We start from the raw sequence: 25,768 nt of genomic DNA on the forward strand, positions 1-25,768 counted from the left end.
CTCCATCGGCGTATGCCACCGTTGGGTCTGTACGAGACGAACTCAGGACGGTCGTGGAGCATTCAAAATCTTGTCAATCGTGATGGGAAAATCACGCACCCGCGCACCAGTTGCGTGAAAGATCGCATTAGCGACGGCAGACGCGGTTCCCACGATGCCGATCTCGCCCAGGCCCTTGACGCCAAGAGGGCTGACCTTGTCGTCCTTTTCATCGACGAAGATCACTTCAATATCCTCGATGTCGGCATGGGCCGGAACGTGATATTCGCCGAGATTGGCATTCATAATCTTGCCGAGGCGATGATCCGTCATGGCTTCCTCGTGAAGCGCCATGCCGATTCCCATCACCACACCGCCTAGGATCTGGCTGCGGGCCGTCTTGGGATTAAGGATCTTGCCCGCCGCCGCCGCGCACACGACGCGCGTCACGCGAACGACACCCAGATCTTCATCCACGCGCACTTCCGCGAACACGGCGGAATTCGTGTAGCTGATATATTTCAGCATCTGCCGCAGGTTCGGGCTGACTGTGCCCTGCTCGGTGATTTCCGTGAGCTCGGCGGCGTGCATGACCTCGAAAACGGTAAGCCCGCGCGCCGGATCATCCGTCCGGAAGATGCGTCGATTCCGAACCTCGACGTCTTCGAAACTTGCATCCGCAAGCGGCGAGTTGGCCATCTTCCTGGCTTGCTTGAACAGAGAATGCTTGACCGCCTCACATGCGGCCTGAACTGCCGAACCGTTTGACGCTGCGGTCCACGAACCTCCTTCGACCGGCGACATCGGCAGAGTCGAATCGCCGATTCTGGCCTGAACGTCTTCGAGTGATAATCCGAACGCTTCGGCGCCGATCTGCGTCAGGATTGTCCAGGTCCCAGTGCCAATATCGGACGCCGCCGTTGCCACCTCCAGCGTCCCGTCCACCTTGAGAGTCGCAGTGGCCTGGGCCTTTTGCAGGAAGGCGTCCCACATTCCCGTTGAGACGCCCCATCCAATCAGCTCGCGACCCTCCCTCATGGCACGCGGCTTGGGGCTTCGCTTCTCCCATCCAAATGCCGCAGCGCCCTCGCTGTAGCATTCCAGAAGCGCCTTGGATGTGAACTGCTTGTTGGTGTTTTCGTCCTTCGAGGCGAAATTGATCCGTCGAATTTCGAGCGGACCGATACCGAGTTCGTATGAAAGTTCATCGAGCGCGCATTCGAGCGCTGTCACGCCGATGGCTGCGCCGGGTGCGCGCATGTCACACGGCGTGGCCGTATCGAGCTTGGAAAGCTGATAGGTCAGCTTGACGTTGTCGCAGTGATACATCATGCCCGACCAATTGACGACAGCCTCCTGATAATCCTCGTAATGGGAGGTCGAGGCAACGGCATCATGCATGATCGACTGCAGCCGCCCATCGCGATCGGCGGCGAGCGAGACGGTGTGGTAACTGTCCGGCCGGTAGCCGATATGAAACATCTGCGCGCGCGTCAGCGACACCCGGACCGAGCGTTCGAGTTCGAGACTGGCCATGACGGCGAAGAACAATTGGTGCTGCGGCCGCAAGCCGGCGCCGAAGGCGCCGCCCACATAATGATTGACCAGGCGGACATCCTTGCTGCGCAGGCCGAACACTGAGGTGACATAGCCCTGCGCATTCTGCGAGCCCTGCGTCTTGTCATAGATCGTAAGCTTGCCGTCGCCCTCGAACACGCAGGTGGTGGCAAACATCTCCATCGGATTGTGGTGCTCGGCATTGATCAGGTAATCGCGGCTGATCTTGACGGGCGCATCTTGAAACGCCTGCTCGGCATCGCCGCGCGGGTCCGGCGGCGGCGGAATACCGCTACGCTTCTTCGGAGGCACATAGGCCTCTGCCCGCTTCGCCTCAAGCTCGGTACAATGCGCATCGACATCATAGGCAATGCGAACCAGGGAGCCCGCATCGCGCGCGGCCTCGAACGTTTCGGCGACAATCAACGCGACCGGCTGACCGTCAAACAGGATACGGTCCGAATGCAGCGGCCGGAACGGATGGCCAGGAGGCGCGACTTCGTCCCGCCAGCTACGATCAAGCCATGCCGCCTTGCTGCGATTTTCGTGCGTGAAGATTTCGACGACGCCTGGAAACAGCCTTGCTGCATCCAAGTGCATCGCCGCGATCCGTCCAGCGGCGATCGTACTACCAACGATGTAGCCATAGAGCAGATCGTCAGCAGGATACTCCGCCGCGTAGTGCGCTTGGCCGGTCACCTTCAGCCTACCGTCGACCCGGTTGGTCGGACGTCCGATATGCGTGATTTCACCAACTGACATGCGATGTTCCCGTTAACTTTCTAGTGGAGCGATTTGTCGGCCTGATCCTGCGGCGTGCCCGCAGCCGCCTGCTCCAGGGCACGAACGATAGCGCGGCGAGCAAGCTCGACCTTGAAGTCGTTGTCGCCCTGCCCCTTCGCATCACGAAGAATGAAATCAGCGACGTGCTTAAAGCTCTGGATCCCGACTCGCTCGCCTTTCAGCGATCTTTCTGCGTCAAAATCCCGCCATGGCTTATGCGCGACCCCGCCGAGCGCGATCCGGACGTCCTGGATGATGCCCTCCTCCACACGCAGCGCGGCGGCGACGGAGATCAGCGCGAAGGCATAGGAGAGCCGGTCCCGGATCTTGAGATAGGTGTGACAAGGTCCGAAGTCCGGCTCGGGGATAATGATCGATGTAATGAGCTCGCCGACCCTGAGCGTATTGTCGCGTTCGGGCTCGCCGCCGGGGAGGCGGTGGAAACCAGAAATTGGAATCGATCGCTTGCCCTCCGGCCCCTCGACTTCGACGGATGCATCGAGTGCAGCCATCGCGACGCACATGTCCGACGGATGGACCGCAATGCAGCTATCGCTCGCGCCGAGAATGGCGTGAATGCGATTGACGCCGCCAATGGCGGAGCAGCCACTTCCTGGCTGTCGCTTGTTGCAGGCTGTGGACGGATCATAAAAATAATAACAGCGGGTTCGCTGCATCAGGTTTCCCCCGGCTGTAGCTGCGTTTCGCAATTGCGGCGATGCGCCGGCAAGAATGGCGCTTGACAGTATCGGCCACTTGTCCCGAACGTCTCGATGCCACGCCAGATCGGTATTGGTGACCAGCGCGCCGATGCGCAGCGCTCCACTGGAAGTGATTTCGATCGATTTGAGCGGAAGCCGGTTGATGTCGACCAGCCGCGACGGCTGCGCCACATCGTATTTCATGAGGTCGACGAGATTGGTGCCACCCGCCAGCGCGCGCGCTGCAGGTTCATTCAGCGCCGCGATGGCATCGGCCACTGTGGCCGGGCGGATATATTCGAACCGGTTCATTCGGCGGCCTCCTTCGCCGCGATGCGCGGCATCAGCACGTCCTCGACCGCGTCGGCGATATTGGTATAGGCGCCGCAGCGACACAGATTGCCGCTCATATGCTCGCGTATCTCGGCCCGACTACGGGTGTGACCTTCCGCCAGCAGGCCCGCCGCTGAGCAAATTTGGCCAGGCGTACAGTAGCCGCATTGAAACGCGTCGCGCTCGATGAAGGCGACCTGCAGCGGATGCAGTTCGCCGTTCTGAGCCAGACCTTCGATAGTGGTGATCTCGGCGCCGTCGCGCGATACCGCGAGTGCTAGGCACGAATTGACGCGTTTGCCATCGACGAGCACGGTACAGGCGCCGCATTGTCCCTGATCGCATCCCTTCTTAGTCCCGGTGAGCGAGAGGCGCTCGCGCAACAGGTCTAGCAGCGTCACCCACGGCTCTACTTTGAGCTCGTGCAACGTTCCGTTGATCGTCAGGGAAATTGGGATCTGTGGGTGAGGTGGAATCTGGTTCACGGGGCGCCTCGCTATGCGTTCGCCATCAGAACCATTCTAATCGTAGGATGTTCCGTTTTCTTCCGCCCTCAGGATCGGCTTGCCCGCACCGGTCGGCGAGGCCAACCTTACCGCTTCTGGCGTCTCAGGCGCGCCGTGGGAAGGCCGCCAGGATGCTGTCGGAACCGCCTCTGGCAAATGGGTGAAGGAGACGCGAGTGTTGTTCCACCGTTGCGTGATGTCCGTCGCCAGGAACAACAAACGAGCAAGTTAATTCATCCAGCTCGGGGCATGACAAGGAACGAGGACAATATGAAGAAGACGTTGATAGCAGTAACGGCAACAGCACTGATGATTGCTCCTGCTGCGTTCGCACAGAGCGGTGCAAATCCGAGCGCGCCTCAGGTCAATTCCGCAGGCAACGGCGTTACACAGCCCGGCACCACCAGTACAGGGACGGCAGTCGATCGCCCGACATCGAGCACTCCACACGCGGCGCCGCACGCTGCAGGATCGCAGACTGGCAACAATGCGAGCTCCCTTAGTGGATCGAACGCAGCGACTGGAACTACCGGGTCTAACAGCTCTGCCGAAGGTCGCACTTCGGGCGGCGGCGGCGGTGCTGGTGGTGGCGCAGGTGGTGGTGCCGGCGGCAACTAGCGCGTGATGCCAGCCAGAAGGAGACCCCGATGATCGGGGTCTCCTCTTTATGGGTCTTGGTCGCCCGCTCCGGTGGCGCGCGCGCCAAACACTTCGCCCGTCCGGCCCTAGCCCTGACTGCATTCAAGCCTGCGACCATCTTTCAAGGATCTCGGCACAATCTGCCAGTTCGATCTGTAGGTCGAAACGCTGGGCGTACAAGCCAAGTAAGGCATCGTGAGTTTCGTCAGCTGAGCTGCATATCGCGTCTTGGGCAACGATGATGCGATAGCCCAGATCAACGGCACTCAAGATGGTTGAGAGAACGCAGACGTCAGTCTCCGCGCCGCTCACAATCAAGGTATTGACGTTACCGTCTTGCAGAATATCGTGAAGTCTTCCATTCGAGAACGCAGAATACGCAGACTTGTCGCAGACAATCGCCGGTGGGACATGTCGCTGCAAAGGGGGCATAAGCTCGAGGAGGTGCGGATCCAGACGTTCGCGCGTGACCAACCGCCATTTTTGGAAGTAGCTCTGCCACATCCCATTTGCATGCTCGGGCGACGCCGGGGGAATAAAGCGCGTAAAGACAGTCCGTGCCGGGTCACGCTCGACGAGGCTTTCCACCGCCGGCATGACACGTTCGAGCCAAGGCGTCGGCCAAGGCCCTTCGGGACCGAACAGCCTCTGCATATCCAGACACAAGTGCACTGCCCGACTGGTGTCTATTCTTGATCGGAGCTCGCCCATCTCAGGTCCACGTCCTGCGAAGTCTCTTGTAAGTCCACCAGCAAGAACCTGCGGTCGCCGCCCATACCAGAGATGCCAGCGCCAAGCTGCTCCAGGGAGCCGCGGCATTTAGGAGGAAAACTGTGAGAGCGAACGTAACGAGGCCCATGCTTCCCAGAGCCGCTCCGGCGGCGTCGAGCGCAGCGGCGTCTTCACCACGTCTCTTGCCATGCAGGCCAATTTCCCTTTTGCGGCGCCTTTCGTGCGCCTCGACCAGCGTGGCACTGGCGCAGAGCATGGCTGGAAATGCCAGAAACAGACCGCCGACGCCCGGCCCACAACGTGTGCCGATCAGACCCGTTATTGCAGTCGATGCTCCGCCCAGTAGGAACCGGACGATGTATTCGTACCAGCGACCATCGCTCAACGACGAGAATGAGACTCGAACAAGCATTCAGCCCACCATTCCATAGAGGCCAAACGCGACTACCAGCCACAGGGGAAACCCGAGCAGGGTAACAGATAGAACTGACAACCCCGCGCGTTTGAGTAGACGGCACGTCACGAAGCTGAGCACGAGAAGAGCGGTCGCGCCGGCCATCATCGAAGCAGCCAGCGTAGAGACGTAGTCCGGTCCATGCCTGAAGATTGCGAGCGCGAGCGAAACCAGGGCCACCGATGGCACGGCGCCGAAGAGTCCCGCAAAGGACTTAGGCCGTAACACGTCTCCGAGCAGCGCGAATATCGAGACCACTGCCCCTCCAACGAAAAATCGGACGGCGTAATCCGTCATGGCGTCGTCGTCCCATTGCCGTAGCCGGTCCAGCGTCTCAATAGCCGATCAATCAGATATCCGCTGGCGAAGCCCGCGACCACATCGCTCGTCCAGTGCGCGAGAACATAGATCCTCGTCAGCGAGATACCGACCGCAGCCGTCCAGGTCAGCTCGCGATACGGCCGATCGAATGAGGATGTTGCGCTCGCGAGAGCCCCCATATGCATCGCGTGCCCCGAGGGGAACGCATCATTCGGGCGGCCTGAGATCGGTACTCCGTGTAGATGGCCAAGAATGGTGAGCCTATCCGGTCGACGTTGATTGAAAACATGCTTCAGTGCATGTGGCACAACGGCCGTGGCCACCGAGGCCGCCAGAAAATGCGTACCGACAGTTCGCTTCCGGGGGGAGCCGCTACGCGACAGGAGCCAGAAGGCCGCTGCAGCAACAACGAGAACATGCTCGTCCGCGCCCCACGTCAGAGCTTCGGCCACTTGTTCGCTTGCGGCATGTGCGTGCCGAACGGCGGTTGCTGCGACCTCGCGATCAAGGAGAGTGGGTGGTACCATTATTGGCCGCATGGCATCTCCGTATGACACCTAGATAGCAGGCACTCTAAACCCTGATCATGCAGCCAGGTTCCGCTCCCTATGCAGAGTCCTCCCCGCGAATGTCTCGTATTTTACAGCCGAGCACGGTTGCTGTCAGCGCACAGCCGATACTGTTCGCCAGAACGATGATCCAGTCGCCCTTGAGTAGACCGTAGGCGATCCAGAGACCGAGGCCTGATGTCAGCACCACAAGCATCTTGAGCGACAGATCTTTGGTTGAGCTCCGGGGCAATGCTTTCCGGACTTGTGGAATGTACGACAGCTAAGTCAGGACAGCGGCGAACCCTCCCACCCACGGCAAAATGCTGGACACCGATGAGACCCCACTGCTTTGCCGCAACGTTCGATCCGATTAGATGAAAGGTTTGCCACCTGTAACGGCGATCGTGGCCCCGGAAACGTAGCTTGAGAGTGGATCTGCGAGCATCACGTAGGCGGTCGCAAGCTCTGCGGGCTGTCCGGGACGTTGCATCGGCGTCTGCTTGCCGAAATTTCTAACGGCTTCGTCTGGCATAGTGGATGGAATGAGCGGCGTCCAAATCGGTCCCGGTGCCACCGCGTTTGCGCGGATGCCCTTATCGGCCAACATCTGCGCCAAGCCGCCTGTGAAATTCTGAATGGCCCCCTTCGTCGTTGCATAGGCCAGCAAGGTGGGGTTCGGCATATCCGAATTGACCGACGCGGTATTGATGATCGCACTTCCGGGCTTCATGTGAGGCACGGCGGCCCTTGTCAGGTAGAACATTGCATAGATATTTGTCCTAAACGTCAAATCCCACTCGTCATCGGAAATGTCGCCGATGTCCTTGAACGTCGCTTGATGCGCGGCGTTGTTAACGAGGATGTCGATCCCGCCCAATTCCCTTACCGCCTTATCGATAATCACGTCGCAATGGCGCCGATGCTGGATGTCACCTGGCACCATTATGGCCTTGCGGCCTTCGCGCTCGATTAAAGCTTTAGCTTCGAGGGCATCCTCGGTCTCATCGAGATAAGAAATCAAGACGTCGGCACCTTCGCGTGCGTAGGCCAACGCGACAGCGCGGCCGATCCCGCTGTCGCCACCGGTAATAACCGCTCTCATGCCCTGCAATCGACCACCCCCCTTGTAGCTGCTCTCGCCATGATCGGGACGAGGCTGCATGGCCTCCGTTCGGCCGGGCATCGGTTGTTTCTGGGAAGCAAAAGGAGGCGCGGGATAACAATGGGGCATGAACCAGCTCCTAGATAAGTGCCAATCGAAAACGCTTGATTGGATGCAGCGTTCCGCCGGTGGCGACATCGCCCCGCCCAATGACGAAGGGGCGCTTGGGCAGCTTTTTCCTACTCTGGCATCGGTTTCGGGTCTTCGTCGCCAGGCGCATCGCTTTCGAGCTCGCTTTTGGCCTGGTGCCAGAAGTCATCGGCCTTACCTTCCGGGCGACCTTCCCTTTCCCAAAGTTTGTGAGCGTACTCTCGGATCTGTTCTTCAGAGTATCGGGGCATCGGTCTCTCCTCAAAAACGGATAATTGCGGCGGCGAATCGCTTTGGAACAGTCATGCAGGCGATCGCATCGATCGCTATAATTGCTTGTGCGCTTAAGACGCCACTATGTGACCAGTTCCCCGTCCAAGAATATTCCGTGAGGACTGTCGCTCCCGAATGAACCTTTCTCTCGTCCGCGCAGAAAAGCGCTGTCACGAAAAAGGGGCCTCTCATGGCTTTTCGCGAATCCATCAGCCGGCTGTTTGGCCGCACCCTCACACCGGAAGCTGCCGAGCGTACCGACAGCTTAACACCTCGATGGACGAGTTCATCCGGCTACTGCATACCAACGGCTATGACAGCAAAAGCTCCTCCACGTTTGGAGCGAAGGCAGGGCCATCGGAACGGCCACCATGCGAACAGGACGTTCAACCTCAAAAGAGGAAGGAATGTAAGTCGTTTCTACGTTACAGACGGCAACCTGATCGGCGTCTCCAAGCGGGTACGCCGCCACCAGCTGACGGTCGGCTAGGTTTTGAAAAACAGGAAATATACAACGGCAAAGGCGGCCACAACTAAGCCAAGGCTCCAAATTAAAACGTTGCGAACCGACGGCCCTGGCTCGGCGCCGCGTGCTTTGCGCGCTGACTTTACTACGGTGCCATCATCATCTCGTCCCAATTCATATCCTTTCACGGAGCTTGAGCCCCCGTCAATTTGTTGCACCGCCAAGTGCTGTCTTGTTTCCGGCTTCGCTGCTCGGGGCGCTGACATGGACTTCGTGTCCCTGCCGGATCGCAAGAGACGCTGCAGCGACGGCTGCTTCGAAAGCAGACTCTTTGGTCAGGAATTTCCCTTCCACGTCTCCATCGTGCAGAACGCCCCAGCCATCGTTAGATTCGATGACGGCATAAGTTGCTAAACCCATAATGTCCTCCGGAATAACTGTCGGGCACAAGCCACTGCTAGATTCATGTTTCCCAAAAGCGTCACGCTCGACGATCTCAAAAGGCAAACGTCCTAATCATCGCCGCCGTGCCAGTGCCCGGCCAATGAGAAATGCTGCCAACAACATACCGAGCGGAGCTTCACGCGTAAGCTTGCTTAGTATGTCGAGCGGCTTGCCGGGCTTTTTGCCTTCCTCGATTGCTTCTCCTATTGTTGATGCGACGGCTTTGACACCATCCGCCACGGTGGCCTTTAGATCTGACAATTGGTCACTTACGCGTGGCGTGTCTTGATCGGTCATGGCGCGTCCTCATCGGGTCGTTGCACAAGCACTCACTATGAGTATTGTTCCGGGCAAGACGGTTCTTCCCGGTCCAAGATCATTCCCGTTGCGCTTTGAAAACCTGGTCCGGCGGTTCGCGCGAGCCGGCGTTACGCAGAATAAGCGCTCTGCCGGATAGCAACGGCAGGACTACAGCGCCGGGAATGTAAGGCCTAGGGAGCATCGCCTTACACCTTCGAGCATTGGGCCGCCGACGTTTCGGAAGAGATCCGGCGCTGCGCTGATGCTGCCGTCGAAGATCTTTCACCCGCATCAGCCTCGCGCCAAGCGCACCCCGATTGCTCGAAGCAGTCCGCGGCTTAGGCGATCCTCCGGCCGGCCGCCTTGCCCTCTTCTAGAAATTTGAATTTATCGCCGTAACGAGCGGCTAATCTGAGACGGCAGAGACAACCCTTAAAGCAAACTTTGGTTCCGAATTTGACGGTAAAAGTGTTCTTGTGCCGCGTATGTGGGGGAGCCTACTCTGACTTGCGACTCCCGTGCCGCTAAACGATGGCAGTTATCGCCCTCTACCAGAGGGATTGGTTCGCGGAAAGTGAATGATGCCAAAAACAAAAAACGAGCGCAATCTTTTAGAAAGCGAACGCGCCTTCCGACTTCTCGTTCAAGGCGTCACAGATTATGCGATTTATCTCCTCGACCCCAACGGCATCGTATCAAACTGGAATGCAGGCGCCGAGACGATCAAAGGGTATGGCGCAGACGAAATCGTGGGCCAGCACTTCTCGGTGTTCTATCCGCCGGAGGATCGCGAAGCCGGACTTCCCGCCACCGCATTGGAGGCCGCACGCCGGAATAAGCGCTTCGAAGCGGAAGGCTGGCGGATGCGGAAAGACGGTACGCGGTTTTTCGCGTCCGTGGTTATCGACGCCATCTATGAAAACGATGTCCTTGTCGGCTTTGCCAAGATCACGCGGGACATCACCGAACGGTTGCAAGCCCGCTCCGCATTGAGCGAAAGCGAAAATCTTTTTCGCCTGTTAGTGAGCAATGTCACGGACTATGCGTTATACATGCTTGATCCGGAAGGTCATGTCACCAGCTGGAACCTCGGCGGTCAGCGGATCAAAGGCTATCTTCCTGACGAGATTATCGGTCAGCACTTTTCGCGCTTTTATACCCCCGGCGACCGGGACGCGGGAAAACCAGCGCGTGCTCTCAGCATTGCACGTGAAAAGGGCCGTTACGAAGAAGAAGGCTTACGCGTCCGCAAAGACGGCACGTTCTTTTGGGCGAGTGTGGTCATTGATCCCGTCCGCAATGACGCAGGCGAGCTGATCGGGTTTGCCAAGATTACGCGCGACATCACAGAGCGACGTCAAGCAGCACAGCAGCTTGAACGCATGCAAAAGCAGCTGGCGGAAGCGCAGAAGATGGACGCGCTCGGTCAGCTGACCGGCGGAGTGGCTCATGACTTCAACAACCTCCTTATGGCAATCACTGGTAACGTTCGGCTGATCAAACGGCATGCCATTGTCCCCCGCGTGATCGAGGCAGCAGGAGCGATTGAGGCAAGCGTTCGTCGCGGCGCGGCACTTACTCGTCAGTTGCTGACGTTTGCGCGGCGTCAGCAAGTCGCTCCGACGCTGCTCAATCTTGAAGAGACCGTGCAAGCTGTACGCGAGGTCTTGGCTACCGTTCTGGGTAGCGCGATCAAGCTCGAAATCTCCGTACCGGCCGGAGTTTGGCCAATCTTCGCGGATCCAACCGAACTCGAAACTGCACTCATCAATCTCAGCATCAACTCTCGTGACGCCATGCCCGACGGGGGCACCTTGACGATTACGGCAGCAAATTACCGAGTCAGGGATGGAGAGGATAAAGGCGAGTACGTGCAGATCAAGGTGGCTGATACCGGCGCAGGTATTCCCGAGGATGTCATTGCGAAGGTGTTCGATCCGTTTTTCACGACCAAACCCGTCGGCAAAGGAACAGGATTGGGACTCTCACAGGTGCATGGCTTTGCCAACCAGGCCGGCGGTCGTGTCGAAATCCAAAGCAAGCTCGGCGCTGGCACGGAAATCACCATTCGGCTTCCGCGTGGCGAAGGCCATGCAGGTGCGCACGAAGCAGAGGTTCTGGCCAAAGGCGCCGGCAATGTCCTTCTTGTTGAAGACAATCCGGATGTTGCCACCGCCAGCGCCGTATTTCTGGAAGAGTTGGGATATCGCGTAAAATGCGTACCGGACGCGGAGTCCGCATTGCGCGAGATCGAGCACGACGGCATCGACCTCGTTTTCAGCGATGTCGTGATGCCTGGAAAAATGGATGGTCTCGGCCTCGCCCGCCATCTTAGGCAGAATTACCCGAACATCCCCGTCGTTCTCGCAACGGGCTACAGTGACGCAGCGCGGAAACTGGGCTCTGAATTTTTGCTGTTGCGAAAACCTTACGAGCTTCATGAGCTGAGTAGTGCCTTACAGACAGCCCTTCACCAAAGATCGAAGGGTGCTCTATTAAATTGAACCACAATCAATGCACCGGATCTTACGCCCACCTGTCTTGACTAGCGTCAGCCTCATCGGCTCATGACACTTTGCCTGCCATGGCGAGAGCCGATGGAGCAAGGCGAAGGTCCCTCATGGGTTCGCGATGCGACGATGCCTTCGATTGCGTGGCCGTAATTTTATCTAAATGCAGAGTGTTGAGAACGCAGTTTAGATTGGAACGCACCTGCGAAAGGAACGTAGTACGGGCGCCATGTCCCTTCTGTCAGACTCCACGTTGCAGATCGTCTTGCTTACCGCCTTGTTCGCTGTCCTTGAGGGCCGCGACGCCGTTTCGCGCCAGCTTTGGAACGTGCTTTTAAGATCAAACTGTTTTCGCGTTCATCAGCGTGGAAGTGTTTGCCATGGTCACAAAGGACGGAACCACAATCCCCGGGATAGACGCCGAGCAGGTGGCCAAGCTTGAAATTGCACGTCGGATTTTGGAGCAGGCACGGGCTATCCTAGCAAAGGCGGCGAAGGACTAGGCCTCGCTCCCTCCTTCACGGCTTGCCCGGTTGCGCCCATATTGCGGCCGGCGGTCGGCAACGGGACGCCAGCGGGCCAGCGGATCGCCTTAATGGGGCGGGACTTCGGATCTTGGTTACGTTGACGCTGTCGGCCTGATTGCCGCCGCGGCAGTAGTAATAATTCGCATGGCAGACGGCTCTGCTCGATGGATGGACCAATGTCAGCGGTACATCTTGGGAACAACGCTAACAATTTTCACTTGGTCATACAGTGAAGTCGCCGGACTCTTGAACTCGCTTTCGCAGTCTCAACGATCAAGGTCGCCTAGTCTCCGCCACTTGAGCCTTGGCTATCTAACGACCTTTTCCGGCGTGCTTGCGCCTGGGCGATGAATCGCTTGGATCTCTTTGGAGGCAGCGTCTTTGCCCACGATTCACCAGCAAAGGCCGTTAAGCGGCCGCGGAGCGTTTCATGAAGACTGCACTAGGAAGTGATCCGAGACTTAACGGCGATGGTCTCGTCGATCGTTTCAAAGATCAGTTGCTGATCGTTATGTTGAAGCGGCTTGGCGGCGGTCCATTACGGATTCCAATCGAGGAAATGGACCGGACTGGAATGGACCTAGCGTCGTTTCGCCTCGTCGGCGACGACTTCGTCGTAAGTTTATTCAAACCGCATTAGGATGGCCGCGGCCCGCTGGCGCCTACGGCCCTTCGCATGTGCGGTTGGTGCTTCGAACGATCGACTAGATAATGCTTAAAAAGAAAGGCCGCATCGCCCATGACGACGTGGCCTTTGTCCTATCTGCTTATTGTAGGACAGTGCCCTACCGGTTTCCGAAATATGCCTGAACCTGCTTCAGAGCCTCGGACGGGTCGTCGAACTTGTCGCCGGCGAAACTCTTCATGGGGCTCCAGTGCGGTCCGTGAGCGGTGATATGGAACCACCCATCCTCCCCCCGTCGGACGCGTCCGACGATCTCCTGACGCTCGGCCCAGACGAGCAGCCACGTCTCGGAGTTCTCGTTGTGCGGCTGCAGTTCGATGATCGCCATATAGTTTATCCCAAAGAGTCCTAAGACAACGCAAGGAATGAGACTCGTTCCAGCAGATCGGAACTATCGGTGCGCTGCGGACTTCATCGCATGCTCGCCAACTTTCGTGAGGACACCGCCATTCTCGCTCCTTCCCAACATCACAAACTGCTGGAGAATGCGCAGGCCTTCGCCGCGAAGCTCTCAAGCCGCGCCTTTGATACGGACAGAACTGCTCACATCGCACCGGACGTCTGGACGGACTTCCGCTTCAGCGGATTGGCCATGAGCCCACTGCCTCACGAGCTCGGCGGCAACGGTCTCTGGGAGCCGCGGTTCGGCGCCGAGCTCTGCACTATCCTGCGTTTGATCGGCGCTGCGGACCTCTCGCTCGCCCGTATATTTGAGGGCCACATCAACGCAGTGGGGCTCGTCTGCCGTTACGGGACTGAAGCGCAGATCGAAAGTCTCGCGGGAAGCGTACGCAACGGTGCGCTGTCCGCAGTATGGGGCGCCGACGACGCGCAGGGCCTGAGGATCATCCCGGAGCGGGATGGCAACGTCCTCAAAGGCCGCAAGATCCTGGCGTCGGGCGCCGGGTTCGTGACGCGTCCCCTAGTTACCGCATCAGCGCCGGAGGGGCAGCAGATGTGCCTGCTCGACCTCGAGATCGGATATGCGCACGACACGTCCAGCTGGCAGGCGCAAGGCATGCGCGCGACGGCGACCGGGACGGTCGACTTCACGGGGCGACATATCACGGATCGTGAGCGGATCGGCGCTCCCGGCGACTTCATGCGACAGCCGCACTTCTCGGGCGGCGCATGGCGCTTCTGCGCCGTCCATACCGGCGCAACGGAACGGCTAGTCGACCTGTTCCGAGAGCACCTTAATTCCTCAGCAAGGGGCGAAGACGCGTATCAGCTCGAGCGCCTTGCGACTTGTGTCGCCAACGCGACGACGGCGCGCTTTTGGGTGGAGGACGCCGCGCGGCGTTTGGCGGTCGAGGATGATCCAGAGAGCATCGTGGCTTTCGCAAACCTCACCCGGTTGGTTGTCGAACGATCCGCCCTGACTGTCATGGAGACCGTCCAAAGAGGCATCGGGCTTCGGGCGTTTGTGCGTCCTCACGACGTTGAGCGCATCTGCCGCGACCTGGCGACGTATCTGCGGCAACCGGTGCCGGACCGCGCCATGAGCGATGGGGCTCAGGTCTTTCTGAATTCGTCGCGGTCGGCAGGAGACTTTTAGTGAAGGTTTCGGAATATCTCAAAGTGACGAAGGCGCTTCCTATCATCTCGCGCGAGGCGCTGACGGAGGGTGCGCCCTTCTTAATTCTCTCGCCGCACCCGGACGACGAGACGTTAGGTCTTGGCGGTCTGATCGCTCAGGCCTGCCAAGCAGGCCAGAAGGTTCACGTCGTGGTTTTGACCGATGGTGCAGGCTCGCACCCCCGGTCGGTCCAGTACCCTCCGGAACGGCTGGTCGATCTCCGGAAGGCGGAAGTCAGGGCGGCAGGCGAAATTCTGGGCCTCCATCCGGCGTTCGTACGCCATCTCGACCTCCCCGACACGCAAGCCCCTCTGGAGGGACCCCAGTTCGACGCGGCGGTCCGCGCTGTGTCCGACCTTCTTCAGGAGACGGGCGCAAAGGCTTTGTTTGTGACGTGGGATCGGGATCCGCATTGCGATCATCAGGCGGCCGCTGCCATCGCCAAGGCGGCCGGAGTCGCCAACCCAGCTGTCAGGCTCTGGGCCTACCCCATCTGGGGGTGGCACCTCGATCAGGACGACGATGTCCCAGGCTTCCCGCGGGGCCACCGGCTGGATATCGCTGGAGAACGTGATCTCAAGCACCGCGCTATCGCGGCCCACGCTTCGCAGATGTCCACGCTTATCGAAGACGATCCAACGGGCTTCCGGTTCACCGAAGAGACGTTGGCGCCGTTCCTTGGCGAGCACGAGTACGTTTACGAGGTCTCCCGATGAGGAGGCACATAGAGAGTTTGCCCGCTTCATACTTCGAGGAACGGTACCGGCAGGATATCGACCCCTGGGGATTCCGAACCAGCGCCTACGAGCGGGAGAAATATGACCGCACTCTGTCGGCTCTTACGCGCGCTCATTACGATCGTATCCTCGAAGTTGGCTGCTCGATCGGGGTCCTGACGGCAAGGCTCGCGCAGCGAGGCGGGCAACTGCTGGCGATCGACGCGTCCCGCACGGCGCTGGAAGCTGCGCGAAAGGACGCGCCGCCGAACGTCGCCTTCGAGGAATGTGTGCTGCCGACCGAATTCCCGGACGGCGCCTTCGACCTCATCGTGCTGTCTGAAGTGCTGTACTACTTCAGCCGGGCCGATCTCCTTTCGGTGGCCGAAAACTGCTGCAGGGTCCTCGCTCCCGACGGAGAGATCGTCCTCTGCCACTGGCTGGGCGCGACTGACTATCCGCTGAGAGGAACGGAGGCCAGCGACGCTTTCGCCTACGCCGTCGTCAAGCGAGTTCCGGCTCGCCGGATCCTTCGCGATGAAGTCTACCGCCTGGAGCGGCTGTCCGCGTGATTGCGGCGGCCCTCAGGCTTGCGACGATCATTCTGGCGATCGCGATCTGCCGAGGCAGCTCCGAGGGGCGTAGCGTCCGGTGAACCGTGAGAACAGGACTTCTGCCCGATACGGCTTCCCATGCCTCACGAAGCGTCGCCTCCTCGGCACGGAGGCGACGAACGAAGTCGGAGGGAATGCACAACCGGGCGGACATCGGACCGTCTTCGAGCGCACTCTGCCACGCCCGGCGGAAAAGCGATCGGTACATGGCGCGACGGGCGATCTGCAATGCGGGCTCAAGATCGTCGTCGCAAGGAGCATTCAAATCGGCGAGCCGGCGTTGCATGGTGTCGGCCGCTCCGCCAGGCGCCCGCCCCAAGATCCGACAGGACGTCTGGACGACGACGTCGAGCGAGTGACGAACCTTGAATCCCGCCTCGTCCAACGCAGCCGTAAGGGCGGCGTCTTCGCCGAGAGCGCGTGCAGGAAGTCCTCCGATGGCCCGATAGGCCGCCACGGTTACGGCCAGGCTCGCGCCCGAAGAGACACGATGGTTCGGCCACGGATCATGGGCTCGCGGATCACAGCGCGCGACGATTTCCGCGGCAAGGCTGAGGTAAGTATCTTCGAGCCTACCGCGGGACAGGAAATCCCGTCCAAGCGAAACGATCTCGAGCGGTTCTGCATCGATGTAGCCTGCCACGCACTCCACACCGTTCGCCAACTCATGGAGGTTAGACGAAAACCACGCGGGACCGACGCAGCTATCGGCGTCCGTGCTCATAATTACACCGCCCGGGCCGAGCGCATCGAGGCGGTCGGCCGCAAGGTCCATTGCACGCTTCCGCGCCCAGCCGGCGTTGGCCATCTCCGACGGCAATTCCTCCTCTATGACTACCACCCTCTGCGGGACCGAGTCGGCGAAACGTCTGGCGACTGCCGAGGTACCGTCAGTGCAATTGTTGGCAAACACCAGGATCTCGAACGCGTCCGCGGCAAGGGGCGCGCCGAAACGGTCGCGCTGGACGGCCAGCGCAGCGATACACCGCTCGATCCGGTCGGCTTCGTCGCAGGCCGGAATGGTGACGATCGCGAAAGGCTCGATGTTCGTATTCATAAGGCGGAGCGTCCTGGCGTAGGTGCGCCTGCTAATCGCCAGGTTCGATGCATGTTCCCTCAGCTGGGCCGCAGCGGCTACTCTATCAGGAGACTGGCGCGAAGGCCTGTCCATGTTCCAGGTCGTATCGCTCTCCAGGTTTTAGAGCGAAGCTTCTTCATCTGCCTTCCGTTGATGTCGGCGTACTCGCTGAGGGCCGCAGGCTTGGTCCCGCGATCCGGGCGCAACATCCTCACGCCGGATGCGCATCCGTATCACTGTCGATGTCACTGCGCCGGAGCAGATAATCTAGACCGCCCACGCGGTACCACCGATAGGCATATGCTTCCAGCATCAGGTGATGCTTGCCCCGGGCATCGGCGCGGCTATGGTCTTCCGCCAGAAGATTGATCAGGTGGTCGCCCTGCTTGCCATCGAGGCCGAGTGCGAATGACACTTCGCGTGGCTGTTCGTCGAGATTATGCACGAACAGCACGGAGTTGTTGCGCCAGTCGTAGCGGATCGCCAGCACGGCAGGGTTGCGCGTGGCGATGATGGTGAAGTCGCCCCAGCCAATTTCGGGGACCTCCTTGCGCATCCGGATCATGCGCTCGGTCCAGTTCAGCATCGAATTGGGATCGCGGCGCTGCTTGGCGACATTGACGTGATTGTAGCCGTAGGGGCCCTTGTCGATCACAGGATGCTTTGACTTTTCGCTCTTGGTGAAGCCGGCACGGGGTTCGGTCGACCATTGCATCGGCGTCCGCGCGCAGTTGCGTTCAGGCAGCGTGAGATCATCACCCATGGCGATCTCGTCGCCATAGCGCAGCACCGGCGTACCCGGCAGCGTGTACATCAGACTGTAAGCAAGCTCGAGCCTGCGTCGGTCGCCGCCGAGCATTGGCGCCAGCCGACGTCGGATGCCGCGATCGTAAAGCTGCATGTCCTTGTCCGGGCCGAATTTCGCGAACACCATCTGGCGTTGCTCCTCGGTCAGCCGGCCGAGATCGAGCTCGTCATGATTGCGCAGGAACAGGCCCCATTGCGCCGTCGCCGGGCGTGGCTTGGTCACCTTCATCGCCGCAGCCAGTGGGCGCACGTCGCCGGAGGCCAGCGCATAGAACAGTTTCTGGTTGACGTGAAAGTTGAACATCATCTGCATGCGGTCGCCGTCGCTGCCAAAATATTCCATGTCGGTTTCCGGCAGCACATTGGCTTATAGCGCCGCCCGGACAGCGGCACGCCACGAAGGCGCTGTGATGCCCGCCCGAACTCTCCCGCCATCGCCCTCCCGCCCTACTCGAGACATGGACATCCGGTCCGGCGACGTAAACGTGGGCACCATCGCTCAGCAAGACTGGAATGCGAACCCGGAAAGGGTCTGGCATCTGGAAACGGACCTGCGGCTTCTATGGGACTACACCCTGGGCCTCGCGACCCGCATGCCTGAAATACTCGACCGGACGATGTAAATCGCCGCTCTGAGAGTTTGCAGAGGGGCTATGGCCAGTTGAGGATCGTAAACGAAGCCCGGTCGTTGAGCGAACGGCTTCGATCACGACGTGTAAAGCTTCGACTTAACAGTGGGTCCGCCCGCGAGACATTTACCCGGCCCGTCATGCCGCCAGACAACGAGCGCGCGCTTATTTCGCGGATTTTCCAGCGGAGGCATACATGACGATGATTGAGCATTGCCGGCCGGTTGCTGATGACCGCATTGAATTCACAATGCGAACGTTGCCAATTGCCGACTAAGTTAGGCGGGAGACCCGTCCTTTATTTTGGCTTTGAAATGCTGCAAGACGAACAGACGCACGGCCGAGGTTAAGTTCACCTGAGGCCCATTGCGGTCAACGAGTCTGACAAGGGCTGCTGGGCTCGTCCCTCGTTCACTGGCAATTTCCTTTAAAGCGCTCCAAAACTCAGGCTCAAGGCTGACGCTCGACTTCGATCCGTCGGCTTTAACGAGTCCCTGCTTTCTCCTTTTCGGCTGAGGCACGCTATTTCACCGTTTTGGTTTGCTGATCGACAGGTGCCTTACCTTCGTTTCTGATGACCGAGACCGCGGCTCCAATGAGACCCAGCAACAAGATGAAGCCGAGCGCGTAGCCGTAAATCGGTCGGATGGATCGTCGCGGACTCTTCAACATAGAGGCTACTTTCAAGGGTCCCCCGGCGCTCGGGGCGCCGCGGCGAGGCAACCAGAAAATTGAACGCCTTACGAAGACACACTCATGCGAGGCATTCTGAGAAATGCGAGAACCAGAAATTGTTCCCATCTAAAAGTGAAGTCGTTCGGGAACAGGTTTTGTTAGTTTGCATTTCTCGGTTGGGGCGTCACGAGAGGAAACGACATGCGAAAACTTCTTATTGCAAGTGCAGCACTGACACTTATTGCAGCGCCGGCGCTCGCCCAGACGACGCCGAGCTCGCCCACTGCACCAACAACGTCGGACCGGACGACCGGCGCAGTTGGCTCGGAACGCGGCAACAACGCCAGCTCTCTCAGCGGTTCAAACGCAGCTGCAGGAAAAGCCGGTGGCGCCAACTCAATGAACAACGTTGACCAAGGCCGCACTAGCGGCGGCGGCGCGGGCGGTGGTGCAGGCGGCGCAGGTGGTGGCGCAGGCGGCGGTGCCGGGGGTGGCGCGGGCGGCGGGAACTAACTGTCCAGTTGGACGGATGTACTCTACTGGACAGCTGGGGCCCCGGAGCAAGTGCCGGGGCCCTTCGCCTGAGCACGCCTATTGGCCATGCTTCAATAACACTTGCCGACATGCTTTCGAAATGCGCGGCCTATTCTGCTGAAGGCAGGAAAGCACCATCATATCCCCGCCCTGAATCGCTTGTGCGCAATAGCGCTTCACGCTGGCACGGCACGCAGCCTGCTCCTCCAGCGTTCCGCTGCTTTGCGCGAGGGCTGTGCCGGAGAATACGATTGCCGCAGCTATTAAAAGGATCGAACGTGTCATCAGTAACTCCTATCTGCCCTTGATAACAGCTCTTCGCCTTGCTCTGTTCCTCCACGGCTCACCAATTGGAAACATCATCTGGCTGGCCACTTGGTCGGATCGCACCGCACCATCGAGCGCGATGGGATTGGAACACCATTCGCACGTGCGAGTTGGACGGGCCCCCTGCTCGTGAAGAACATGAAACGTATTGCATCGATGAGCGTCTTCGCTCTCTACTTTCCAGGGAGCCCGCCTGGCAGAAAAGCGGCTGGACTGGCTACGATCCGGCGAGCAAACCTTCGATGCGGACGAGATGCGCAGAGAGCGCCAGCTGTATGGTTCTCTCTGATTGAGAAAAGGCCCGCTTCGGCGGGCTTTTTTTGTTAGCGTATACTTCGTCAGCAATCTGCCTCGCCTGTCGATCGGCCAGCCCGGAACGAATTATTCGGCCGGCTCTTAAAATCCCGGTCCGTGCGGGTGTCAGCGATGAATGCGGAGGCGAGAATGTTCCTGATGGGCCTTGGCGCGCTGCTAGTCCTAGGCGGCGTCTTGTACATGGCACGCGCCGCTATTTGGCGGGGATCGCTTAGCGGCCCAGATTCCTCCCGGCCAGTTCGCGACACTCTGGAGCCACCGCGGCGGGGCATGAGATTCTTGGGGCTCGGAACCAACTGGCCGGGCATTCTCCTAATGGTAATCGGCGCGGTTCTGTTGGTGTCGGGGGCCAGTTTCTAGACCGCAAATGTTCGCTCGGCTTGGCTCGATGCAAACCTTTTCCGATGGATGAACCCGTCTATCACTAGGGCAAGAAGGAGCCGGCGTGGCGCGACCAAGCTGGCGAGGGACCAATGAGTGAGCGAGATGAGATCGATCATCTAATACGTTCTGTGACCGCGGCGAGAAATCTTTTGAAAGACTACATCGGGCCGGGCTCGCGAAGTGCCGTTGATCCAGTCGATCGGCTGATCGACGTGCTCGACGATCGGGACTTCGTTGCCACGCTGGATCGGCTCTATCGGCGCAAAGTGATCCGATTGATCGAATGACGAAAAAGCCGCCCGGGCATGACACCGGCCGGCATCCTGATGCGGCTGCCGGCTCCCCGTCCGGTGCCGCAGCATTCTTGGATAGGCTGATCGAGCTTGGTTAGCGCATCGTTAATGCGCTCGCTCGTGCTGTCGATCCGACCATCGGAGCAATCCCCAGATTTCAAAGTGCTAAGAGGACGGCGATCACCAAACACCACTAACATACTGATATACCGTCCACGGTGGGTTTCAGGCCACTTCCCTGAATAAACCATTCAGGACGCATTCATTAGACTACTTCTAAATCGCTTGTTAAACGCATACGTTTGGCAAGTAGGTGAGAAAATGTCCTTTGACCCGATGGCCGCGGTAGTTGATTGGCTAGATGCTTATCGCTCAGGCGACCTTGAAAGTATTCTCGGCCTTTATGCCGAAGCCGCTACGATCGAATGTGGTTGCGGCGGCGCCACGACGATAAATGGTCGCGAGGCTTTACGTGCATATTGGGAGCAGCGCCTAAGAGATTCTCCGGCCGCGGACTTGGACAATCTCGAACCGGCCCGTGATGGCGTTGCCATTACTTACGTTTGCCACGGCTCAAATATCCGGGCTGACTTTGAATTTGATGCTGCTGGCCAGATCACCTTCCAAAAATGCGGCCCGCCAAATTAGGGCCACTTGACCGCGCAAACGCGCTGAGGGTCATCAGGCTAGTCGAATAAAAAGCCCGGTCACCATCGCCGGCGCCGAGCAAGAGCGGCTGCAGGCTAATCGCGGGTACCTACCCGACTTCATCATCTGGCGGTTTTTTTTCGCTGCGCCAATCGGTGTTTGCCGTGTCGTCGTAGCCGCTTCTATTACTGTAGAACATCAAGGCCATCAGGCCGCATCCAATAACGAGTGAGAAAACCGTCCCGAGCGCCAAGGCGATCCAACCATGGATCGACATCTCAGCGTCCTCAGCTGACGTCCATGCCATCATCGACCAGACAATTGCGAAGAGCAGCATGGCGAACAGAACGATTAAAACGATGGCCTGACCAAAGTTAATCGTCCGGGATGGATTTTGCTCGCGCATTGCAACCTCCCTGTCGGCACCGTGCCTGTCCGGCTATTAGACACTCCATCGCAACGGATTACAAAAAGCCCGGCCTCCGTTCGACAGCCGGACAAGTTCCGGAGGCAAACACGACCGGGTCACCCGCTCGTGGGGCTACCGGACGGTGACGCGCGCGATACCACCCACGCCGATTGCATTGGCTGCTGCTCGAGACAGATCGATGCAACGACCCTTGATAAACGAGCCGCGATCCGTGATCCGAACTTTTACCGACCGATCATTGGCTTTATCATCGTGACGTGGCTGCCGAAGCGCGTGGTGCGGTGTGCGGCCGCCAGGGCGTAAGTTGAACCGTTCGCCCGAGGCCGTCCTGCGGCCGTGATAGCCATCTCCTACGCCGTATGGCTAGCGATGCAGGTTTCCTCCTTGGTCATGGTGAGGTTGAGGGATACGACGCCTTCGAGGAAGTTCTGAGCAGCAGCAGGCCTGACGGAGAGCACGCACAGCCAGGCTGCCGCTAAAAGGCGGGTCATTGAGTTTCCATTTGTGTTTGATGCTACATTTTCCCGGCCGGAGCGATCCTAGGAAGCACACGCGACGGTCGGCCCGCCGCTCGAGGATTCGGCTGAGCGTCGGGCCATTTCATTGGCTGCTATTTGATGGAACGAAATCTAATATTGCCGCTTTTTCCTGCGGGCGGCAGTTGTGTGGTGCTGTCGGCCGGGCTCGGCGGCTTCCCACCCCCAAAACCCAACGCCGCCGAGCCTCCTATGATTGTACTCAGCTGATGTGCCCTGCGCCGCCGGTGACTGGCGATGGCGAAATCCGCTCCGCAAGCCGCGAGAAGCGGCTAACGAATTTCGCCGGTGAGGTTGAGTAGTTAGGTTAAGGAGCGGCTTGTGTTGTGCACATGAACGAAGGGCTTAGCGTCAAAAGTGTCGCGTGACGTTGCCGGACTTGTCGTTCGTACTGGCAACATTTCAATTGCGTGGCACGGGGTCGCTCAATTGCAATATGAGCGGCCCCACTAAGCTAGGCGGATGTTGACCGGAACGTTGTCGATCAGATCTGATTATTTGAGGAGCCGATGGTCGTTCTTCCAAGGTCATACAATCCGGTTTCCGTCGGCGCAGGAAGGATTCCAAGAATTCTGTTCTTTCCGGCGGCTAGCAGATGATCCCTTAAGCTGTCGCCGGGCTCGGCGGCTCCCCATTTCGGTTAGGACGCTATGATCCCGAGGAGCGCCGCGACGCATTCGGTTCGGTTGAGCCAGCCCGAGCGTTGCGTGAGCTTGGCCTCGACGTTGAATGAGGGCCCATCCAACGAGCATTGCGGCCAGAACGAGCGCAGACTTAGACCTGAGGACTTAGCCGGGGATCTCCCAGTTGGCGAAGGCCAAGTCGGCGTCAGACCTCCAACCTTCGGCGACGCGCGAAGGTTGGACCGGTAAGACTCCACGCTAGCCTGCTGAGCGCTTGACATCCCTTGGCGGGCCATTGGCCGCTCGAGATCGATATGCTGCGATGGCCCGATTGGATAACAGAAGGCGGCTCGTGATGCCCTCTCGCATCAGTCTGGCTACGTGAAATGTGAGGAACTGGTTAGCCTCACGAACATCGTCCAGGTCTCCAGAGCGCCGCAGAAAATCGAAAGCGATATCGACGGACTCATCAAGAAGCGCAGCGAGCGAGACAGTAGTCAGGGTCGCCTCCCATTATGAAATTGCGAGCTCTTTACGCACGGTCGCGGCAGAGTTGCCAACTTTTTCGACAACGCTTTGCAACTCCTCCTTCGTAACCTTGAGGTGCTTGGTCCAGTATCGAACTTCATGCTCTTCGTGCATGTTGATCTTGCTGCGATCTTGCCGAGTTTTCTTTTTAAGATCGTCCATAGCAGCCTCGATTCGCCTGTTAGAACAGCGGACAGCGGCATCAAGTTCCCGCCAAGACCGCTTCAAAGCCATCTGGCACGGTCAGCGAATTGCTGCCGCCAGTCGCGCAGGTTAGCGCTCTGTAAAAGCCTTACGATCACATAAAGGAGCCGCGCCAACCCAAAGGTCCGCGCGGCGAGTTCGTCTATGCAAGAGTTTGCGTGCATGCAAGGACGTGGGATCAAGAGCTCTAATTGAGCGTTGTTCCCAGCGACTCACGTTTCGATGGCCCACATTTGAAAACGCTTATTTGACCTTCTACGGTGAACTCCAGCGGGCCAGTACGAGTACGTCGCGGGAAAGGTATGCAATTGCGACCCCGCTGCGGACCGGCTGAAGGTCGTCTAATTCCGAGGCCGGGCAGTCGTTGAGACGCCGTTCCCAGTAGGCCCGCAATGCGTCCCGCCTACAAATAATTTTGGTCCCGCTAAAACACCATAATACGGTTCCCGTCACGTCATTGTCGGGCGATTGAGCCCTTTGCGCGTCGCCGGTGCACCACGAGCGTGTGTCTGCCTTGACGTACTCCCCAATTACAATGGTTGCTTGATTGCCGGAGCAGTCCGGCGGATTTTGCGAGAATACAAGGAGTGAGCCGGTTAGCAGGCTTGAACTCGCAGGGACGGTGATGATCAGCAGGCGCCGTGCAATTGCGGCAGGCTCTCGCTCTCCGGCTCTGCCACGCGGCCATCAATGCATACGCGACCGAGAAGAGACCCTTGTCATTAGAATTTGCCACTTATTCCCGATTTCCATCGGAACTACCGTGTATCTTCCTCGTTCACGATGACTACAAAAAAATGGAGGAATTGATCATGAAGGCGCGTTTCTTATTTAGCACGGCGGTCGGCTTGGTGTTCGCCACCGCAGCAATTGCTCAGTCGCCAAGCGCGACAGCAACCTCCCCTAGCACACAACAAACGCAGTCCCCGAGCACCTCTTCGCCTACGACTCAGAAGGCACCCGATACGACCAACGATCGGTCCACGTCCACTTCACCAAGCACATCCACCAGCTCTTCGCAGGCGCAGACGACTGCTCCGTCGTCGGCGGCCGGGTCTTCGACATCGCAGCCCCCGCAGGCGCAGACCAACACGGCGCCCGCAACGGCCGGCGGCCAGATGCAGGCTCCGACCAGCGGCGGTGCTAACGCTGCAGCGCAGCCAACGACAACGAATAATACGGCGCAGTCTCCTTCTAACAACGCGGCGCAAGCTCCCTCGACGAACAACAATGCGCAGTCGCAATCGACCAGCGTCAATGCTTCCGTCAATATTAACGACCAGCAGCGCACGCGTGTTACCCAGTCGATTTCTCGGCTCAACGTGCAGCCTCTTAACAACGTTAATTTTTCCCTGACCGTGGGCACCTCTGTTCCCCGCGACACCCGCCTGCAGACGCTTCCCTCTGAGGTCGTCGAAGTCGTACCGCAATATCGAGGCTACAGCTTCTTTGTGGTGCGCGACGAAATCGTCATCGTCGAACCTTCGACCTTGCAAATCGTAACTGTGCTGCCGCGCTCCGGTGGATCAACGGCCGCCGCGCCTGCACCGGCCCGCTCCAAGGTCTCGTTTACCGACAAGGACCGGGACGTTGTGCGCAAGCACGTCAAGACGAGGACAACCGAGCGCCAAACGACCGGCAGTACGGCCAAGACGGTTATCCGCCGCGGCGAGCGTCTACCGGAAACGGTCGAGATTGAAGAATTTCCCGACGTCGTTTACCGAGAAGCTCCTTCACTGCGCGACTACCGCTACATCCACCGCGAAAATCGCACCTATCTGGTCGACCCCGGAGAGCGCGTGGTGATCGACGAAATTGACTGACACGACTTCACA

General features: G+C 59.0%; 26 protein-coding genes and 2 pseudogenes. 8 read left to right on the plus strand and 20 right to left on the minus strand.

Features of this window, described 5'->3' with window-relative positions; translation table 11 throughout:
• Nucleotides 1-42: 42 nt before the first annotated feature.
• The 11 genes from RSO67_RS10730 to RSO67_RS10780 all read right to left on the minus strand — a co-directional run bounded on the left by RSO67_RS10730 (nucleotide 43) and on the right by RSO67_RS10780 (nucleotide 9,288).
• A complete protein-coding gene (locus tag RSO67_RS10730) occupies nucleotides 43-2,298 on the minus strand; it encodes a xanthine dehydrogenase family protein molybdopterin-binding subunit (RefSeq protein ID WP_315843467.1) in 2,256 nt (751 codons plus the stop codon).
• A gap of 20 nt (nucleotides 2,299-2,318) precedes the next feature.
• Nucleotides 2,319-3,332, minus strand: a complete 1,014-nt coding sequence (locus RSO67_RS10735; RefSeq protein WP_315843468.1) for a xanthine dehydrogenase family protein subunit M — start codon at nucleotides 3,330-3,332, stop codon at nucleotides 2,319-2,321.
• Nucleotides 3,329-3,838, minus strand: a complete 510-nt coding sequence (locus tag RSO67_RS10740; RefSeq protein ID WP_244528439.1) for a (2Fe-2S)-binding protein — start codon at nucleotides 3,836-3,838, stop codon at nucleotides 3,329-3,331. Before RSO67_RS10740 ends, RSO67_RS10735 begins: the two co-directional genes overlap by 4 nt.
• A 762-nt stretch (nucleotides 3,839-4,600) precedes the next feature.
• A complete protein-coding gene (locus RSO67_RS10745) occupies nucleotides 4,601-5,209 on the minus strand; it encodes a cysteine hydrolase (protein ID WP_315843469.1) in 609 nt (202 codons plus the stop codon).
• A gap of 433 nt (nucleotides 5,210-5,642) precedes the next feature.
• The gene (locus RSO67_RS10750; RefSeq protein WP_315843470.1) at nucleotides 5,643-5,981 is read right to left on the minus strand and encodes a DUF3147 family protein; all 339 of its coding nucleotides are present in this window, start codon (nucleotides 5,979-5,981) and stop codon (nucleotides 5,643-5,645) included.
• Complete coding sequence (locus RSO67_RS10755; protein ID WP_315843471.1) at nucleotides 5,978-6,544, minus strand: phosphatase PAP2 family protein; 567 nt, start codon at nucleotides 6,542-6,544, stop codon at nucleotides 5,978-5,980. Before RSO67_RS10755 ends, RSO67_RS10750 begins: the two co-directional genes overlap by 4 nt.
• Nucleotides 6,545-6,611: 67 nt before the next feature.
• Nucleotides 6,612-6,806: a SemiSWEET family sugar transporter gene (locus RSO67_RS10760; RefSeq protein ID WP_315843472.1), complete on the minus strand. Its 195-nt coding sequence runs from the start codon at nucleotides 6,804-6,806 to the stop codon at nucleotides 6,612-6,614.
• A 120-nt stretch (nucleotides 6,807-6,926) separates the two neighbouring features.
• On the minus strand, nucleotides 6,927-7,787 hold the full coding sequence (locus RSO67_RS10765; RefSeq protein WP_315843473.1) for an SDR family oxidoreductase: 861 nt from the start codon (nucleotides 7,785-7,787) through the stop codon (nucleotides 6,927-6,929).
• 110 nt (nucleotides 7,788-7,897) lie between these two features.
• The gene (locus tag RSO67_RS10770; protein WP_081422126.1) at nucleotides 7,898-8,059 is read right to left on the minus strand and encodes a DUF2934 domain-containing protein; all 162 of its coding nucleotides are present in this window, start codon (nucleotides 8,057-8,059) and stop codon (nucleotides 7,898-7,900) included.
• Nucleotides 8,060-8,751: 692 nt separating this feature from the next.
• Nucleotides 8,752-8,967 carry a hypothetical protein gene (locus RSO67_RS10775; protein ID WP_089261416.1) on the minus strand — a complete coding sequence of 72 codons (216 nt, stop codon included), beginning with the start codon at nucleotides 8,965-8,967 and terminating at the stop codon, nucleotides 8,752-8,754.
• Nucleotides 8,968-9,063: 96 nt separating this feature from the next.
• Nucleotides 9,064-9,288: a hypothetical protein gene (locus tag RSO67_RS10780; RefSeq protein WP_184511624.1), complete on the minus strand. Its 225-nt coding sequence runs from the start codon at nucleotides 9,286-9,288 to the stop codon at nucleotides 9,064-9,066.
• A gap of 581 nt (nucleotides 9,289-9,869) precedes the next feature.
• Between RSO67_RS10780 and RSO67_RS10785 the strand changes: the two genes are divergently transcribed.
• On the plus strand, nucleotides 9,870-11,795 hold the full coding sequence (locus RSO67_RS10785; RefSeq protein ID WP_315843474.1) for a PAS domain S-box protein: 1,926 nt from the start codon (nucleotides 9,870-9,872) through the stop codon (nucleotides 11,793-11,795).
• Between the two features lie 963 nt (nucleotides 11,796-12,758).
• A complete protein-coding gene (locus RSO67_RS10790; RefSeq protein ID WP_309943806.1) occupies nucleotides 12,759-12,968 on the plus strand; it encodes a hypothetical protein in 210 nt (69 codons plus the stop codon).
• A 145-nt stretch (nucleotides 12,969-13,113) separates the two neighbouring features.
• On the opposite strand, the gene RSO67_RS10795 is transcribed toward RSO67_RS10790, so the two are convergent.
• Nucleotides 13,114-13,341 (minus strand): hypothetical protein, encoded by a 228-nt coding sequence (locus RSO67_RS10795; protein WP_315843475.1) that lies wholly within the window; start codon nucleotides 13,339-13,341, stop codon nucleotides 13,114-13,116.
• 90 nt (nucleotides 13,342-13,431) lie between these two features.
• On the opposite strand from RSO67_RS10795, the gene RSO67_RS10800 reads away from it, so the two are divergent.
• From RSO67_RS10800 to RSO67_RS10810, 3 genes are read left to right on the plus strand one after another with little or no spacing between them, the layout of a single operon-like run.
• Nucleotides 13,432-14,571 (plus strand): acyl-CoA dehydrogenase family protein, encoded by a 1,140-nt coding sequence (locus tag RSO67_RS10800; RefSeq protein WP_315843476.1) that lies wholly within the window; start codon nucleotides 13,432-13,434, stop codon nucleotides 14,569-14,571.
• Nucleotides 14,571-15,308, plus strand: coding sequence for a PIG-L family deacetylase (locus RSO67_RS10805; protein WP_315843477.1), 738 nt, complete (start codon nucleotides 14,571-14,573; stop codon nucleotides 15,306-15,308). The genes RSO67_RS10800 and RSO67_RS10805 overlap by 1 nt, the downstream gene beginning before the upstream one ends.
• A gap of 17 nt (nucleotides 15,309-15,325) precedes the next feature.
• On the plus strand, nucleotides 15,326-15,880 hold the full coding sequence (locus RSO67_RS10810) for a class I SAM-dependent methyltransferase (RefSeq protein ID WP_315843478.1): 555 nt from the start codon (nucleotides 15,326-15,328) through the stop codon (nucleotides 15,878-15,880).
• Here the strand turns inward: RSO67_RS10810 and RSO67_RS10815 are convergent.
• From RSO67_RS10815 to RSO67_RS10830, 4 genes and pseudogenes are all read right to left on the minus strand, one after another.
• A complete protein-coding gene (locus tag RSO67_RS10815; RefSeq protein WP_315843479.1) occupies nucleotides 15,813-16,979 on the minus strand; it encodes a glycosyltransferase family 2 protein in 1,167 nt (388 codons plus the stop codon). The two genes, RSO67_RS10810 and RSO67_RS10815, sit on opposite strands and share 68 nt — an antisense overlap.
• 232 nt (nucleotides 16,980-17,211) lie before the next feature.
• A pseudogene (locus RSO67_RS10820) lies at nucleotides 17,212-18,174 on the minus strand (trehalose synthase); the annotation flags it as partial.
• 540 nt (nucleotides 18,175-18,714) lie between these two features.
• Nucleotides 18,715-18,957 (minus strand): ribbon-helix-helix domain-containing protein, encoded by a 243-nt coding sequence (locus RSO67_RS10825; protein ID WP_315843480.1) that lies wholly within the window; start codon nucleotides 18,955-18,957, stop codon nucleotides 18,715-18,717.
• 745 nt (nucleotides 18,958-19,702) lie between these two features.
• Complete coding sequence (locus tag RSO67_RS10830; protein ID WP_081422133.1) at nucleotides 19,703-19,930, minus strand: hypothetical protein; 228 nt, start codon at nucleotides 19,928-19,930, stop codon at nucleotides 19,703-19,705.
• An 890-nt stretch (nucleotides 19,931-20,820) separates the two neighbouring features.
• On the opposite strand from RSO67_RS10830, the gene RSO67_RS10835 reads away from it, so the two are divergent.
• Both RSO67_RS10835 and RSO67_RS10840 read left to right on the plus strand, forming a co-directional pair.
• The gene (locus RSO67_RS10835) at nucleotides 20,821-20,958 is read left to right on the plus strand and encodes a hypothetical protein (protein WP_315843481.1); all 138 of its coding nucleotides are present in this window, start codon (nucleotides 20,821-20,823) and stop codon (nucleotides 20,956-20,958) included.
• A gap of 327 nt (nucleotides 20,959-21,285) precedes the next feature.
• Nucleotides 21,286-21,612 carry a nuclear transport factor 2 family protein gene (locus tag RSO67_RS10840; protein WP_081422157.1) on the plus strand — a complete coding sequence of 109 codons (327 nt, stop codon included), beginning with the start codon at nucleotides 21,286-21,288 and terminating at the stop codon, nucleotides 21,610-21,612.
• 109 nt (nucleotides 21,613-21,721) lie between these two features.
• On the opposite strand, the gene RSO67_RS10845 is transcribed toward RSO67_RS10840, so the two are convergent.
• From RSO67_RS10845 to RSO67_RS10860, 4 genes and pseudogenes are all read right to left on the minus strand, one after another.
• Entirely contained in the window at nucleotides 21,722-22,018 is a 297-nt protein-coding gene (locus RSO67_RS10845) for a hypothetical protein (protein WP_120286796.1), read from the minus strand.
• A gap of 135 nt (nucleotides 22,019-22,153) precedes the next feature.
• Nucleotides 22,154-22,324 (minus strand): annotated as a pseudogene (locus RSO67_RS10850) (RlpA-like double-psi beta-barrel domain-containing protein); the annotation flags it as partial.
• 68 nt (nucleotides 22,325-22,392) lie between these two features.
• Nucleotides 22,393-22,533 (minus strand): hypothetical protein, encoded by a 141-nt coding sequence (locus tag RSO67_RS10855; protein ID WP_315843482.1) that lies wholly within the window; start codon nucleotides 22,531-22,533, stop codon nucleotides 22,393-22,395.
• Between the two features lie 1,181 nt (nucleotides 22,534-23,714).
• Nucleotides 23,715-23,891: a DUF3606 domain-containing protein gene (locus RSO67_RS10860; protein WP_081422158.1), complete on the minus strand. Its 177-nt coding sequence runs from the start codon at nucleotides 23,889-23,891 to the stop codon at nucleotides 23,715-23,717.
• Between the two features lie 854 nt (nucleotides 23,892-24,745).
• Between RSO67_RS10860 and RSO67_RS10865 the strand changes: the two genes are divergently transcribed.
• Nucleotides 24,746-25,756 (plus strand): DUF1236 domain-containing protein, encoded by a 1,011-nt coding sequence (locus RSO67_RS10865; protein WP_184511635.1) that lies wholly within the window; start codon nucleotides 24,746-24,748, stop codon nucleotides 25,754-25,756.
• Nucleotides 25,757-25,768: the final 12 nt, after the last annotated feature.

It is taken from the genome of Tardiphaga sp. 709 (assembly GCF_032401055.1).
Taxonomy (GTDB): Bacteria; Pseudomonadota; Alphaproteobacteria; order Rhizobiales; family Xanthobacteraceae; genus Tardiphaga.